This is a genomic window from Burkholderia orbicola, from assembly GCF_900100915.1.
In the GTDB taxonomy this organism is placed as follows: domain Bacteria; phylum Pseudomonadota; class Gammaproteobacteria; order Burkholderiales; family Burkholderiaceae; genus Burkholderia; species Burkholderia orbicola.
Genome location: NZ_FNKW01000002.1, coordinates 1,231,770 through 1,245,464, shown reverse-complemented (window position 1 = coordinate 1,245,464; position 13,695 = coordinate 1,231,770). Strand labels below are relative to the sequence as shown.

The 13,695-nt window shown below is 68.1% G+C and carries 15 protein-coding genes; 7 read left to right on the top strand and 8 right to left on the bottom strand.

All coding sequences use genetic code 11. The features are described from left to right. The 5 genes from BLS50_RS22500 (at position 1) to BLS50_RS22480 (ending at position 4,432) form a co-directional block, all read left to right on the top strand. On the top strand, positions 1–414 hold the full coding sequence (locus tag BLS50_RS22500) for a BON domain-containing protein (RefSeq protein ID WP_074804170.1): 414 nt from the start codon (positions 1–3) through the stop codon (positions 412–414). Between the two features lie 46 nt (positions 415–460). Continuing rightward, on the top strand, positions 461–1,795 hold the full coding sequence (locus BLS50_RS22495; RefSeq protein ID WP_074804168.1) for a serine hydrolase domain-containing protein: 1,335 nt from the start codon (positions 461–463) through the stop codon (positions 1,793–1,795). A gap of 342 nt (positions 1,796–2,137) precedes the next feature. After that, positions 2,138–2,884, top strand: coding sequence for an SDR family oxidoreductase (locus BLS50_RS22490; RefSeq protein WP_074804166.1), 747 nt, complete (start codon positions 2,138–2,140; stop codon positions 2,882–2,884). 152 nt (positions 2,885–3,036) lie between these two features. Next, entirely contained in the window at positions 3,037–3,891 is an 855-nt protein-coding gene (locus BLS50_RS22485) for a DJ-1/PfpI family protein (RefSeq protein WP_027805836.1), read from the top strand. A 67-nt stretch (positions 3,892–3,958) separates the two neighbouring features. After that, positions 3,959–4,432, top strand: coding sequence for a YybH family protein (locus BLS50_RS22480; protein ID WP_027805835.1), 474 nt, complete (start codon positions 3,959–3,961; stop codon positions 4,430–4,432). Positions 4,433–4,533: 101 nt separating this feature from the next. Here the strand turns inward: BLS50_RS22480 and BLS50_RS22475 are convergent, their stop codons facing one another. After that, complete coding sequence (locus BLS50_RS22475) at positions 4,534–5,481, bottom strand: GlxA family transcriptional regulator (RefSeq protein WP_027805834.1); 948 nt, start codon at positions 5,479–5,481, stop codon at positions 4,534–4,536. Positions 5,482–5,641: 160 nt separating this feature from the next. Further along, positions 5,642–6,163: a GNAT family N-acetyltransferase gene (locus BLS50_RS22470; RefSeq protein WP_074804164.1), complete on the bottom strand. Its 522-nt coding sequence runs from the start codon at positions 6,161–6,163 to the stop codon at positions 5,642–5,644. A 276-nt stretch (positions 6,164–6,439) separates the two neighbouring features. On the opposite strand from BLS50_RS22470, the gene BLS50_RS22465 reads away from it, so the two are divergent. Next, positions 6,440–6,823 (top strand): hypothetical protein, encoded by a 384-nt coding sequence (locus tag BLS50_RS22465; protein WP_011548356.1) that lies wholly within the window; start codon positions 6,440–6,442, stop codon positions 6,821–6,823. 167 nt (positions 6,824–6,990) lie between these two features. On the opposite strand, the gene BLS50_RS22460 is transcribed toward BLS50_RS22465, so the two are convergent. After that, positions 6,991–7,848, bottom strand: a complete 858-nt coding sequence (locus tag BLS50_RS22460; protein ID WP_027805831.1) for a helix-turn-helix transcriptional regulator — start codon at positions 7,846–7,848, stop codon at positions 6,991–6,993. 95 nt (positions 7,849–7,943) lie between these two features. On the opposite strand from BLS50_RS22460, the gene BLS50_RS22455 reads away from it, so the two are divergent. Further along, on the top strand, positions 7,944–8,837 hold the full coding sequence (locus BLS50_RS22455) for an SDR family oxidoreductase (RefSeq protein WP_074806602.1): 894 nt from the start codon (positions 7,944–7,946) through the stop codon (positions 8,835–8,837). 45 nt (positions 8,838–8,882) lie between these two features. On the opposite strand, the gene BLS50_RS22450 is transcribed toward BLS50_RS22455, so the two are convergent. The 5 genes from BLS50_RS22450 to BLS50_RS22430 all read right to left on the bottom strand — a co-directional run bounded on the left by BLS50_RS22450 (position 8,883) and on the right by BLS50_RS22430 (position 13,630). Further along, complete coding sequence (locus BLS50_RS22450; RefSeq protein WP_074804162.1) at positions 8,883–9,872, bottom strand: zinc-dependent alcohol dehydrogenase family protein; 990 nt, start codon at positions 9,870–9,872, stop codon at positions 8,883–8,885. 123 nt (positions 9,873–9,995) lie between these two features. Next, positions 9,996–10,898, bottom strand: coding sequence for a LysR family transcriptional regulator (locus BLS50_RS22445; protein WP_074804160.1), 903 nt, complete (start codon positions 10,896–10,898; stop codon positions 9,996–9,998). A gap of 79 nt (positions 10,899–10,977) precedes the next feature. Next, positions 10,978–12,357 carry an FAD-containing oxidoreductase gene (locus BLS50_RS22440; RefSeq protein ID WP_074804158.1) on the bottom strand — a complete coding sequence of 460 codons (1,380 nt, stop codon included), beginning with the start codon at positions 12,355–12,357 and terminating at the stop codon, positions 10,978–10,980. 181 nt (positions 12,358–12,538) lie between these two features. Then, complete coding sequence (locus tag BLS50_RS22435) at positions 12,539–13,117, bottom strand: hypothetical protein (protein ID WP_074804156.1); 579 nt, start codon at positions 13,115–13,117, stop codon at positions 12,539–12,541. 48 nt (positions 13,118–13,165) lie between these two features. Beyond that, positions 13,166–13,630, bottom strand: coding sequence for a GNAT family N-acetyltransferase (locus BLS50_RS22430; RefSeq protein ID WP_074804154.1), 465 nt, complete (start codon positions 13,628–13,630; stop codon positions 13,166–13,168). Positions 13,631–13,695: the final 65 nt, after the last annotated feature.

The following is a 13,695-nucleotide window of genomic DNA, read 5'->3' as shown; positions in this document are numbered from 1 at the left end:
ATGCGTACTTCATCCAGATTCACCGTGGGGCTGCTGGTGGCAGCGTGCTGGACCTTGGCCGCCCATGCGCAGCCCGATGCCGCGAGCGCGGCGCTTCCAGCGTCATCGACTGCGATCGCCCCGGAATCCGCGCAAGCGCCAGCGCCAGCGCCAGCGCCAGCGTCGGCCGGCGTGCCGCCCGCGCAGCGCAAGGCGGCCGACCGCAAGCTGAAGCGCCGCGTCAGCACCGCGCTCGCTCGCACGAAAAACCTGAACGCGACACGCATCCTCGTGCGGATGCGCGACGGCGGCGTGACGCTCGCCGGCTCGGTCACCGATACGACCCAGGTGAATCTCGCGGCGGCGGTCGCGCGGCGGGTCGACGGCGTGACGTCGGTATCGAACCAGTTGCGCATCGATGGCCAGCAGCCGTGATGTTGCGCGTATCGCGCGATCCTTTTCCACTACGAGGCATGATTCGATGCGAATTCATCGACGCTTTACCCCGATCCGGCGAGGCCGCCGGCTGGCCGGCACCTTCGCGCTGGCCGGCGGGCTCGCGCTCGCGGCGACGGTTGCCGCCGCAGCCGACGGCGCGGCACCGACCGGCATGATGCAGGGCTTCCCGCCGCCGGCCGACCGGATCGTCGACAAGGCGAACGCGTTCACGCCGGCCCGGCTGCGCTGGGCGTTGAGCAACACGCGGCTGCTCGCGCCGACGGCCGGCATCCGGCATGCGGCCGCGCCGATGCCGCTCTCCGAGCAACCGGCGTCCGGTCTCGACGCGCTGCCCGTGACGATCGGCGGCGAGACGCTGACGCTCGACGCGTACCTGCGTGCGACCCACACCGACGGGTTCATCGTGCTGCAGCGCGGCCGGGTCGTCTACGAGCGCTACTTCGACGGTTTCCGGCCCGACCAGCAGCACGCATGGGCGTCGATGACGAAATCGGTGACGGGGCTGCTCGCCGCGCAGATGATCGAATCCGGCGTGCTCGATGCGAATGCGCCGTTGTCGAGCACGGTGCCGGAGCTGGCCGACACGCCGTTCGGCAGCGCGACGCTGCAGCAGAACCTCGACATGGAAGTGCCCACCGCCTATGCGCCGGGCGTCCCGCCCGATCTCGGGCTGTTCGGCGCGGTCGGGCTCGTGCCCCACCGCGAAGGCGCGCCGGCGAGCATCGTCGATTTCCTGCTGACCGTGCGGCGTGTGCCGGACGCCGCGCCGGGCAGCGTATGGTTCTATCAGAACGGGTCGCCGGAAGCCGTTTCGTGGGCGATGCAGCGTGCGACGGGGCAGTCGTGGAGTGCTTTGGTCGAGCGGTGGCTGTGGCGCGATTTCGCGGAAGACGATGCGTACGTCGCGGTGGACCGCAATGCGATGGCGATGGCGAGCGGCGGGCTGTACACGACGCTGCGCGACGCCGCGCGCTTCGCGGAACGCGTGCGCACCGGGCTCGGCGGCGCGCGCGGCACGCTGCCGGCCACGACGATCCGCGCGGCATTGCAGCCAGCGCACAACGCGGCGCTGTTCGCGAAGGGCAACGTGGTGCCCGGCAAGGACGGCTACGCGTATCGCGACTACTGGTATCAGGTGAACGATGGCGATGGCGCGTTTGCGGCAGCGGGGCGCTTCGGCCAGGCGATTCTCGTCGATCCGAAAGCCGCGCTGACGATCGTGAAGTTCTCGTCGTCGCCGGACTTCGCGCCGCGCGCGCTCGATGCGCAGGGCGAGGCGTCCCGGCCGCGCGCGGCGCTCGAGCGCGGCGATGCGCTGAGCGCGGTCGCGCGCGCGGTCGCGGAGAAACTGCGGTAGCGCAACGCCCGAACGAGCGATAAGCGGGCTATCGGGGAAAACCGTATAGCCGCGTCGCGCGTTGCCGTTTCGTCAGCTTGCTCATGCAAGCCATTCACGTCAGATCGAAGCGCGCACGGTCCAGCGGACCTGCGCGCTTTCGCTTTTCCAGCAGCGTCGCCCGCGCCTGCTCACTTTTCGTCCGTTCGCGGGTAATGGCGTTTTTCGAGGGTTATACGACCTTTGAGCCATTTACGTCCCGTTCCATACTTCACATGAACGATCAAGCCGGAACCCGCATGCAAACGCGATGACGCGTCGCCTATCGGGCCTGGTCAACCACGACATGAAAAGGAACGGAAGATGCGACTCAAGAGCAAATCGGCGTTGATCACGGGCGGTACCAGCGGCATCGGTCTGGCCACCGCGAAGCTGTTCATTGCAGAAGGCGCGCGCGTCGCGGTGACGGGGCGCGACGAATGCGTATTCGAGCGCGTGAAGGCGGAGCTCGGCGAGCATGCGGTCGTGCTCAAGGGCGATGTGCGGTCGCTCGACGACATGCGCGCGATTGCCGGCGAGGTTAACGAGAGGTTCGGCGGTCTCGACGTGGTATTCGCCAATGCCGGCTGGGCGTTTCCGTCCGCCGTCAACGACATCGACGACACGCTGTACAACGACATCATGGACGTCAACGTCAAGGGCGTGGTGTTCACGCTTCAAGCGGCGCTGCCGTACTTGCGCGAAGGTTCGTCGGTGATCCTCAATACCTCGTTCGTCGCGCAGACTGGCAAGCACGGCATCTCGCTGACCGCCGCGGCGAAGGCCGCCGTGCGCTCGCTGGCCCGCAGCTGGTCGTACGAATTTCTCGACCGGAAAATCCGCTTCAACGCGATCGCGCCCGGCGCGATCGATACGCCGCTGCTTTCGAAGTGGGGCAAGCCCGACGAATGGGTACGCGACCGCAAGGCCGAATTCGCCGAAGCGATTCCGGTGGGCCGCATGGGCCACGCCGACGACATCGCGTACGCGGCGCTCTATCTCGCCAGCGACGAATCGTCGTTCGTCGTCGGCACCGAGCTGGTGGTCGATGGCGGGGCGTCGCAGCTCTGAGCCTGCGCTGCACGCTTCCTGAGTCCGGCACGTCATCCCGGCTCATCCCCATACCGATTTGACGTCCGCCACGCCGTTCGCGGTGGCGGTTATTCGATCCGGCCCGGCGTGGTCGCGCTCGCCCATGGGCCGAAGTGCAAGGAGCAATCATCTTGACCGACAGTAGCGACAATCATGCCCCGGCCGGGCAACTTACGCGGGCAGGCCGTTCGCGCCGCGATGCCCTGAAGTTCGGCGGCGCCGCCACCCTCGGCGCCGTGCTGGGCGGCAGCGCGTTGCTCGGGCACGCCGCGCCTGCGCCGGCGCCGACGGGCAGCGCAGCGCTGCTTGCGCCGACCGAGCCGCTCAACATCCTGATCGTCAATTACGACGGCGGCACGCTGCTCGACTTCGCGGGCCCGAGCGAGATTTTCCACCGGCTGCCGAATACGAACGTTCGCTACGCGAGCCTCGACGGCGGTAACGTGACGCTCGAATTCGGCGTGGTGTACGGCAAGACCGAACGCCTGGCCGATATCGACCGGACCGACGTGATCCTCGTGCCTGGCGGCTCCGATTTGTCGGCGCCGATGCGTCCGGCGTATCAGGCGCAGATCCGGCGTCTGGCGGAAAGCGCCAAACACGTGACGTCGGTGTGCAACGGCTCGCTCGTGCTTGCCGCGACGGGCGTGCTCGATGGCAAGCGCAGCGCCTGCCATTGGGCGTTCGTCAACAAGCTGGCCGAGTACGGCGCGATTCCGGTTCCCGATCGCTTCGTCGAAGACGACGACGGCCGCTTCATGAGCGGCGGCGGGGTGACGGCGGGCATCGATTTCGCGCTGCGCGTGGCGGCGAAGCTGCGCGGCCAGCAGGCCGCCGAATACACGCAGCTCGTCGTCGAATACGATCCCGATCCGCCGTTCCACTCCGGTCATCCGAGAGATGCGCGGCCCGAACTCGTCGCGATGGTCGACAAGAAACTGCCCGGCGCGTCGAAGGGACTCGCACGCGTTCCCGGCGTCCGCTGACACGCTGGCCGGCGACGCGTACAGGGTCGCCGCCTCTTCAATTCAAACCCGATTCGGAAATCATACGATGCGTCAGATTCATCTTTGTACGGCTGCGCTTGCAGCGTGCGTGTCCTTTTTTGCATTCACGGCGCCGGCTGTCGCCGGTGGTGCGCAACGCCTGCCCGAAGCGGCGATCAAGGCCGAAAACGCACGGTGGGCGGATGCCTTTGCGCGAGGGGACTACGACGCGATCGGCCGCCTCTATACCGACGACGGCACGCTCTTGCCGCCGGACGGCGACAAGGTCACCGGGCGCCGCGCGATCACCGAGTACTTCACCAGCGGGTATGCCGGATCGAAGCCCGGCACCGTCTCGTTCAGCAATGACGAGTTCTACGGTAACGACCGGGTCGTGACGGAGGTGTCGGATGTGGAGGTTCGCGACGGTGACGGAAAGCCCAAGATCCGCGCGAAGCAGACGCTCGTCTTCCTGAAGCAGGGCGGCACGTGGAAGCTGCATCGCGACATGTGGAACGCTTACCCGCCCGTCAAGGACTGACGGTCGTCGACGTCCGGCGAAAGGGCGCGCTACGTGCCCACGCGCCCATCGCCGGTTAGCGGGAAGTGGACCACGCAGCGCGTGGATCGGCAGGCGCCCGATCAGCGCGCTGCGTTCGACCTGCTCTCGCGCCGAATCGCTTGCGGCGGGTGTCCCAGCAGCTTGATGAAGGCTCGACGCATCCGCTCCGGATCGGTGAATCCCACCGCCAGCGCAATTTGTTCGATCGGTTCGCTGCCGCCCTGCAGGCGCAGCCTCGCCGCTTCGACGCGCAAGCGCTCGACCGCCCTCGCCGGGGTTTCACCGGTTTCCCGGCGAAATGCGCGCCCGAACTGTCGCACGCTCAAGCTCGCTGCATCGGCGAGCCGTTCGACCGGCAACGCTTCGGCCAGGTGCTCGCGGGCGAAATTCAGTGCGATGCGGATGCGATCCGATTCCGGCTCCATCTGCGACATCGCCGAGAATTGCGACTGCCCGCCGGGCCGCCGATACGGCACGACCAGCAGCCGCGAGACCTCGCGCGCGATCTCCGCGCTCATGTCCCGTTCGATCATGCCGAGCGCCAGGTCGATGCCGGAGGCGATGCCTGCCGATGTCCAGACGCGGCCATCGACCACATAGATACTGTCGCCGTCGACCCGCGTGCGAGGGAAGCGTGACTGCAACTGCGCGGCGTATCGCCAGTGCGTCGCGGCTCTCAAACCGTCGAGCGAGCCGGTTTCCGCCAGCAGAAATGCGCCTGTACACACGCTGGCCACTCGCGACGCCTTGGCGGCCAGCTTGCTGGCCGCGGCGATGTTTTCCGAGGTCTGCATCGGCGCGATATCGCCGCCGACGAACACGATGGTGTCGAACGCGCGCCGTCCGACCGGCTTCGTGTCGATCGAAAGGCCGGTATTGCCGGGAATCGGGCCGCCGGTGGGCGAGATGACGTGAAGATCGTAGGGTGTATGGCCGGCGGCCGTGGCCACCTGATTGAAGGCCGACAACGGGCCGCCCAGATCGAGCGCGTCGTAGCCACGGCAAACGAAAAATCCAATGCGATGCATGACGAAGCAATTGATCGAGAACCCCGGAATGGCGAATTTTACCGGGAACCCTCGAATTGTGTCGTTTGACTCGAAACGAGGGAAAAACGTCGTTTACGCCGCCGTCGATCGACTGTATTCGTTTGCGCCGCGCTGATGCGATGCCGACGGAAAGCGACGCTCAGCGACGGTAGATGAACTCCAGATCGGTCGATTCGCCGACCTTGAAATCGTACGTGCCGACCCGCTTGAAGCCGGCCTTCTCGTAGAACGCGATGGCCTTCGCATTGCCCGACCACACGCCCAGCCATACCGGGCCGGGGCGCGTCGCGGCGAGATACTCGAGCGCGGCGTCGAACAACGCCCGTCCGGCGCCGGTACCTTGCGTGCCGCGTCGAAGGTAGATCTGATGGATCTCGCCCGAGCCGTCCGCCACGTCCGGATGCGGAAGCTTGCACGGCCCCGCGTGCGCATATCCGACCAGCGTGCCGTCGTCGCCTTCCGCGACCCATGTGCGGCGTTGCGGGTCGGCGAGCTGTTCGGTGATCGCTGCCACCGAGTAAGTCCGGGCTTCGTATTCGGCCAGATCGTGTGGCGGGTAGTCGATGCCGAATCCGTCCTGCAGAAAGGTTTCGCGAAACGTATCGCGCTTCAATTCGGCAAGCGGGACGGCGTCGGCCAGGGTCGCAACGCGGATCAACATGTGGCTTCTCTCGGTTCGGTATCGGCCTGACAGTTTATCCCGGGTGATGTCGAGCAGTCGCTTCGTCGCCGGCCTACCGGCGACCGTCGCGGTCGTGCAGGCGGCTTCCCGATGCGGGAAAAAGCGCCGATTTTGCAGTGCAGCGAAAGGCGCCGACGCTTGCCTGACCGGCCTCCGTAACCAGCCGAAACTGCCAGTACGGCAATCATGCGGATGCCGATGGTTGACCGCCGTCGGACATGCTAGGATTTCCGTCAAACAACTCCGGAGACTGCGATGCCGTTCATCTGCGAAAACGTTGAATGTCGTGCCGTGCTGGCTCGCGGGCAGGTCAGGCACCATCAGGAGGGCGCCGGCTGGTGCTTCTACTGCCCGGACTGCAACACCAGAAACGAGTTGATGAATATCGGCACGCTCAGCGGCCCTGTCGAGCTGGTTCAGCCGGAGCGGGCGAGCCCGCCGCACAAGGTGGTCGCGACGGCCCGGCCGCTGGACGACGGCCGATACGCGGCGCAGTTGAGCGTCCAGCGGGCGCTCGCCGTGAAAGGCACCTACGCGGCCGAGGAGCACTGGGATCAGCTCGGCGTATTCGGCGACGCGCAGGAAGCCGTCGCGCATGCGAAGTCGTTCGCCACGGACCTGCTGCAGCGCGCCGCGTAGCCGGCGCTTTTCCGTGAACGAACAAAGGGGCGTCGCGCATTCGTGCGCGACGCCCCTTTGCGTTTTTCGCCCGCGTTCGTCAGTGGTGGATATCGAACGACGAGGTCTGCTTCGCGATCCGCCGATACGTGTCGTCCTGAATCAGGCCCCCGGGAAAGCGAGTGAGGTCACGCAGCCGGCGCCTGTGTCGCGCGGGCCTGTTCGCGGGCCGCGACGAGTTCCCTGATCCGCGCGCGGTCGGCCGGCGTCGCCGGCGTGAAGATCACGAGGCTCAGGTCCGGGCTGCCGGTGACCGAGAACGCCGAATATTCGAGCGCGATCCGGCCGGCTTGCGGATGGCGGATCTCCTTCGTACCTTCGTCGTGCGTACGGATATCGTGGTCGCGCCACATCGCGTCGAATTCGGCGCTTGTCGCGCGCATCTCGTCGACGAACGCCTGCACCGCCTGCGTCGCGCCACTGCGCGCGATGTCCGCACGAAACGCGCCGACCGCGAATCGCGCGACACGCTCCCAGTTCGGCTGCGCGTAACGCACGCCCGCGTCGACGAAAATCAGCCGCAGGATGTTGCGCGCGGCCGGCGGCAGCGTCGCATAGTCGGTCAGCGTCGCGGCCGCCGCGTCGTTCCACGCGGCGACGTCCCACGTCGCGGTGCGGATGATCGCGGGGCTCGCGTCGAGCGAATCGAGCACGTGCTGCAGGCGCGGCGTCACGCCGGCCGGCGCGTGATAGCGCACCTCGGGCGGATGGCCGACGCCGATCAGGAACAGGTGCTCGCGTTCGGCCTCGTTGAGCATCAGCGCGCGGGCGAGCCGGTCGAGCACGTCGGCCGACGGCGCGCCGCCGCGCCCCTGTTCGAGCCACGTGTACCACGCGACGCTCACGTGCGCGCGCTGCGCGATTTCCTCGCGCCGCAAGCCCGGCGTGCGGCGGCGCGTCGCCGGCAGCCCGAGCGCGACCGGGTCGAGTTTTTCGCGGCGGTCCCGCAGGTACGCGCCGAGCAGGTTGTCGGGGGCGTCAGCCATATCCTGTTAGTTCGTTTACCAGTAAACCGTCACGACTTCACCGCGAGCGGCGCTCGACAGATAGTAAGCCTCCATTTCATCGGGAGGTGCTGAACATGCGTGTCTTTGTTACGGGAGCATCGGGATTCGTCGGCTCGGCCGTCGTGGCCGAGCTCGTGGCCGCCGGGCACTCGGTGCTCGGGCTGGCGCGGTCCGACGCGGCCGCGGCGTCGGTTGCCGCGGCCGGCGCCGACGTTCATCGCGGGTCGCTCGAGGATCTCGACAGCCTCACGCGCGGCGCCGAAGCCGCCGATGCGGTGATCCACACGGGATTCAATCACGACTTCTCGCGCTTCGCGCAGAACTGCGAACTCGACCGCCGCGCGATCGAGACGATCGGCGCGGCGCTCGTCGGCTCGGCGCGGCCGCTGATCGTCACGTCGGGCCTGGCGCTCGTCGCGCCAGGCCGCGCGGCGACGGAGGACGATCCGCACGTGCCGGTGTCGGAAAATTATCCGCGTGCGTCCGAAGCGACGGCGGTCGCGCTCGAAGCGCGCGGCGTGCACGCGTCGGTCGTCCGGCTGCCGCCGTCCGTGCACGGCGACGGCGATCACGCGTTCGTGCCGCGCCTGATTGCGTTCGCTAGGGAGAAAGGGGTGGCGGCATACATCGGCGACGGTGCGAACCGCTGGCCGGCCGTGCACCGGCTCGACGCGGCGCGCGTGTATCGGCTCGCGATCGAGCGCGGCGCGGCCGGCGCGCGCTATCACGCGGTCGACGATACGGGCGTGCCGTTTCGCGAGATCGCCGAGGTGATCGGGCGGCGGCTGAACGTGCCGGTCGTCGCGAAGTCGGCGGCGGAAGCCGGCGAGCACTTCGGCTGGTTCGCGAGATTTGCGGGGATGGATGCGCCCGCAACCAGCGAGCGCACGCGGGCATCGCTCGGCTGGGCGCCGACGCAGCCGGGGTTGCTGGCCGACATCGACCGGCCGCAGTATTTCGAAAGCTGACGAGCGACGCGCGCCGCTCGCCATGGGGGCGGCTCGGGCAACGGCTCAAACCGTGACGACGATCTTCCCGACCTGCGCACCGGCTTCCATGTAGCGGTGCGCATCCGCGATGTCGTCGAACGCGAACGTACGATCGATCCGCAGCTTCAGCGCGCCGGCCGCGAGGCCGTCGACGACGAAGCGCTTCGCGCGTTCGAGCCGTTGCGGGTCGCCGGTGATCTCGAACAGCTCGTAGCCGCGCAGCGTCAGGTGGCGCGCGAGGAGGTCCATCAGCGGTACCGGGATGTCGCGCGTATCGAGCGCGCCGTACTGGAAGAACGTGCCGTTGGTGGCGAGCGCGCGCAGCAGGTTCGCCGCATCGGGGCCGCCCACCGGATCGAACACGAGGCGCGCGCCGATGCCGCCCGTGAGTTCCGCCACCTGCCGCGGCAGGTCGGCGGGGCTGCCGACGATCACGTGCTTCGCGCCCGCGTCGAGCAGCGCCTGGCGCTTCGCTTCGCCGCGCGTCAGCGCGATCGGCACCGCGCCTACCCGATTCGCCACCTGGATCGCGGCCTGCCCGACGCTGCTCGACGCGGCGCCGATCAGCACCGCCTCGCCGCGCTGGAGCCCGCCGAGTTCGATCAGCGCGCCGTAGGCCGTCACGAACATCATCCACGTCGCGGCCGCCTCCTCGAACGACAGGCTGTCCGGATGCTTGACCACCGCACGCGCGGGCACGTTCACCACTTCGCCGTACATCCCGTAGTCGGCGAACGAGAAGGCCGGCACGACGCTCACCGCGTCGCCTTCCGCGAACGCCGTCACGTTGCGGCCGACCGCCGCGACCACGCCCGACGCCTCGTAGCCGAGCGATGCCGGAAAGCGTGGCATGAACGTGTATTCGCCGCTGCGGAACATGACTTCCGCGCGATTGACGCCGATCGCCTTCACGCGCAGCTGGATGTCGTCGGGGCCCGGCGCGGGCACGTCGACGGTGTCGATCTGCAGGACGTCGGGGCCGCCGATGCGGTGGAAACGAACGATGCGGGTCATGGAGCGCTCCTTCGATGAACGGGTGTCGATGAAGCAGCATCGTAGGCGGGCATCCGCACCGGATAAACGCGCGGCCGGATCATTGATTGTTATTTGACGAATAACAATCGACGCGAACCTGTTTTAGGCCGGATAACGCCGCGCGAACAGCTCGGTCAGCCAGTCGATGAACGCGCGCACCTTGTCGGGCAGATGCGCGCGGTTCGGGTACAGCACCGACACCGGCTTCGGCACGGCCGGCACGCCGGGCAGCAGCTCGATCAACTGGCCCGAGTCGATGCTCGGCTGCAACGCGGGCCGCAACGCGTGCACGATGCCGAGACCCGCAAGCCCGCACGACAGCAGCGCTTCCGAGTTGTCGGTGAGCAGGCTGCTCGCGAGCTTCACCGCGACGGTTTCGCCGTGCGGGCGGAAAGTCCATTCGAGCACGCGGCGATTGCGGCCGGTGAAGAAGTTGACCGCGCGATGCGTCCGCAGATCGTCGAGCGTGCGCGGCAAACCGCGGCGCGCGATATAGGCGGGCGATGCGCACGTGGCCATCGACACCGCGCCGACGGTGCGCGCGACCATGCTCGAATCCTTCAGCGTCCCGACCCGCACCACGCAGTCGATGCCTTCGCCGATCAGGTCGGCCGGCTGGTCGCTCGCGCCGAGCACGAGTTCGATCTGCGGATAGCGCTGCTGGAAGTCGGGCAGCGCCGGAATCACGATCGTCTTCGCGAGCGCGAGCGCAATGTCGATCCGCAGCCGGCCTTTCGGCACCGCGCGCTGCTTGGGGAACGATGCGAACGCATCGTCGATGCCGGCGAGCAGTTGCACGCAGCGCGCATGAAACGCCTCGCCTTCGGCCGTCACGCTGACGCGGCGCGTGCTGCGGTTCAGCAGCCGGACGCCGAGCTCCTGTTCGAGCTGCTGCACGGCTTTCGTGACGGCCGGCCGATGCAGCTGCAGCGCGTCGGCGGCCTGCGTGAAGTTGCCGCGTTCGACGATCTGTACGTAGATCTGCATCGTTTGCAGGCGGTCCATGGCGTTCCCGGATGGCGTGGCGAGCGGCCATCTTCGCACACCGACGGAACCGGATGCGCGGCCGCCCGCCTGCCGTGCGTCATTCGACCGGATGCAGATCCTGCAGCAGCGTCGGCACCAGCTCGGACACGGTCGGGTGGATATGCATCGCGCGGCTGATCGTCGTGTACGGCGCGCCGGCGGTCATCACGTCGAGCATCCCGTGCACGACTTCATCGCCGGTCACGCCGAGGATCGACGCGCCGAGGATCGCATGGCTGTCCGCATCGACGATCACCTTCATGAAGCCCTGGCTTTCGCCTTTCTCGACCGCCCGGCCGACGCGCGTCATCGGGCGCGTGCCGACCAGCAGCCGGCGGCCCGTCTGCTTCGCTTCCGCGAGCGTCATGCCGACGCGGCCGAGCGGCGGATCGATGTACATCGCGTAGGCCGTGATGCGGTCGGACACCTTGCGCGGATCGTCGTCCAGCAGATTGGCCGCGACGATCTCGTAGTCGTTGTACGCGGTGTGCGTGAACGCGCCGCGCCCGTTGCAGTCGCCGAGCGCCCAGATGCCGGGCACGTTGGTGCGCAACTGCTCGTCGACGGTGATGTAGCCGCGTGCATCGGTAGCGATGCCCGCGCGGTCGAGCCCGAGATCGTCGGTGTTCGGCACGCGCCCGACCGCGAGCAGCAGGTGCGAGCCCGCGACCTCGCGGCCGCCGCCCGCGCAGTCGAGGCCGACCACGATGCCGTCGCCGTCGCGGCGCGCGTTCAGGCAGTTCGCGTCGAGCTGCACGTCGATCCCTTCGTTTTCGAGGATCTCGCGCACGGCCTGCGACACGTCCTCGTCCTCGCGGCGGATCAGGCGCGGGCCTTTCTCGACGATCGTGACCTGCGAGCCGAAGCGGCGGTACATCTGACCGAATTCGAGCCCGACATAGCTGCCGCCGACGATCACCAGATGATCGGGCAGGAAGTCGACGTCCATCATCGTCGAGTTGGTCAGGTACGGCACCGAGTCGAGGCCCGGCATCGCGGGCACCTGCGCGCGTCCGCCGACGTTGATGAAGATGCGCTCGGCTTCGAGCACGTCATCGCCCACGCGCACCGCGTTCGCGCGTTCGAACCGGGCGTGACCCTGAAAGACGGTGGTGTTGTCGAGGCCGCGCACCCATTGCTCGACGCCGTGGTTCGAGCGGCCGGAAATCTGGTCCTTGCGCGCCTTCACGGCTTTCATGTCGACGCTGACGGGGCCGCCGACCGACACGCCGTATTCGCTGGCGCGCCGTGCGAGCTGCGCGGCGTACGCGCTCGCGATCAGCGTCTTGGTGGGGATGCAGCCGGTGTTCACGCAGGTGCCGCCGAAGCGGCCGCGCTCGACGATCGCGACTTTCATGCCGGCGCCGGCGAGCCGCGCGGCGAGCGGCGGCCCGGCCTGGCCGGTGCCGATGACGATTGCATCGAAGTGTTGCGTCATGACGTCCTCCTGTGCGGGGGCAACGAGGAAAGGGGCAGGCGCAAGCCGCATGCCGTGCCGGCGGTCGCGCGGGCGACGAGCGCCTATGGTAGACCTGTTGGCCGGGTGCCGCGAGCGGGGGGGGGGGGCGACGTGTCGTATTGAAAAACGGCACCGCCGTGGGCGTCGCGGTGCGCAGCGTCTAGTCCTTGCGCCGCCACTGCCCGAACGACACCGGCCGGTGCGCGTCGGCGCGCGTGACGGTGACGTGGTCGGGCTGGTCGTCGAGCGGAAACGATTCGGTGACGATCTGGTTCGAAAACAGCCAGCCGTGCGTGCGCGGGTCGTAGCGAAACGTGATGTAGTCGGTCCAGTGCTGGCCGCACGCGACGAAATTCTGCACGGTGAAATAGCGGCCCTTCACCGACAAGCCGTTGTCGGCGGCATCTTCAGGATCGAACGGGTCGCACTGGCCGCCTTCGTTCGCGCGCAGCACGACCTGGTCGTTGCGGGCGGCGAGCCGGTAGGTGTGGTCGGCCTGTTCCTCGTAGATCAGCAGCGGGCGCGGCGATGGTTGGTCGCGCGTGTCGACCGCGCGATGCACGACGACGAGAAAGCTGTGGCGGCCGTTGTCGAGATCGGGCCCGGCCTGCGCGAGCAGCGGCTGGTAGCCGGGCGGCAGTTGCGCGGCGATCGGCTTCGGCAGGGTGTCGGCGCGGCCGCTGAGCGGGAATGCGGCAAGCAGCGGGAGCAGCAGGGCGGAAAGGCGAAGAGCGCGCATGGCGGGCGGTCCGGTCGAAAGGGGAAAAGGGGGATGAGTCGCGCGGCGTTACAGATCGCGCCCGAGAAATTCCGTGCCCGGCACCGGATTGAACGCGACGGGCGGCGCGGGCGTGAAGCCGAGCGACGCATACAGTTGCCGGGCGGCGACGAACTCGGGCAGCACGTCGAGGCACATGCGCGCGTAACCGGCCGCCTTCGCGTCGTGCAGCAGCCGTTCGACGAGCTGGCGGCCGACGTTCAGCCCGCGCGCCTCGGGCCGCACGTACACGCGCTTCATCTCGCAGGTCACCGCGTCGATTTCGCGGAACGCCGCGCAGCCGACCACGCGCTCGCCGCGCCACGCGAGCAGCAGCCGTCCGCGCGGCGCCGCGTATTTGCCGGGCAGCGCGGCGATTTCCGGCTCGTAGTCCTGGAAAGCGAGGCTGACGGTCGGGCTCGCGACGTACTCGCGAAAGATCGCTTCGACGGCGGCGGCATCGTCGGGATAGCGGGCGGCGCGGATCGCGATCATGGGGCGGCGCGAGATGACAGGAAAGAGGGCCAGCATAGCAGCGCACGGCCGCTTTCGGCCATGCG

Excerpts from the sequence above, each read along its gene's own strand:
- BLS50_RS22475 (WP_027805834.1), bottom strand. The coding sequence starts at position 5,481 with ATGCATCGCATTGGATTTTTCGTTTGCCGTGGCTACGACGCGCTCGAT.
- BLS50_RS22440 (WP_074804158.1), bottom strand. The coding sequence starts at position 12,357 with ATGACGCAACACTTCGATGCAATCGTCATCGGCACCGGCCAGGCCGGG.
- BLS50_RS22430 (WP_074804154.1), bottom strand. The coding sequence starts at position 13,630 with ATGATCGCGATCCGCGCCGCCCGCTATCCCGACGATGCCGCCGCCGTC.
- BLS50_RS22465 (WP_011548356.1), top strand. The coding sequence starts at position 6,440 with ATGCCGTTCATCTGCGAAAACGTTGAATGTCGTGCCGTGCTGGCTCGC.
- BLS50_RS22445 (WP_074804160.1), bottom strand. The coding sequence starts at position 10,898 with ATGGACCGCCTGCAAACGATGCAGATCTACGTACAGATCGTCGAACGC.
- BLS50_RS22470 (WP_074804164.1), bottom strand. The coding sequence starts at position 6,163 with ATGTTGATCCGCGTTGCGACCCTGGCCGACGCCGTCCCGCTTGCCGAA.
- BLS50_RS22495 (WP_074804168.1), top strand. The coding sequence starts at position 461 with ATGCGAATTCATCGACGCTTTACCCCGATCCGGCGAGGCCGCCGGCTG.
- BLS50_RS22450 (WP_074804162.1), bottom strand. The coding sequence starts at position 9,872 with ATGACCCGCATCGTTCGTTTCCACCGCATCGGCGGCCCCGACGTCCTG.
- BLS50_RS22480 (WP_027805835.1), top strand. The coding sequence starts at position 3,959 with ATGCGTCAGATTCATCTTTGTACGGCTGCGCTTGCAGCGTGCGTGTCC.
- BLS50_RS22435 (WP_074804156.1), bottom strand. The coding sequence starts at position 13,117 with ATGCGCGCTCTTCGCCTTTCCGCCCTGCTGCTCCCGCTGCTTGCCGCA.
- BLS50_RS22460 (WP_027805831.1), bottom strand. The coding sequence starts at position 7,848 with ATGGCTGACGCCCCCGACAACCTGCTCGGCGCGTACCTGCGGGACCGC.
- BLS50_RS22455 (WP_074806602.1), top strand. The coding sequence starts at position 7,944 with ATGCGTGTCTTTGTTACGGGAGCATCGGGATTCGTCGGCTCGGCCGTC.
- BLS50_RS22500 (WP_074804170.1), top strand. The coding sequence starts at position 1 with ATGCGTACTTCATCCAGATTCACCGTGGGGCTGCTGGTGGCAGCGTGC.
- BLS50_RS22490 (WP_074804166.1), top strand. The coding sequence starts at position 2,138 with ATGCGACTCAAGAGCAAATCGGCGTTGATCACGGGCGGTACCAGCGGC.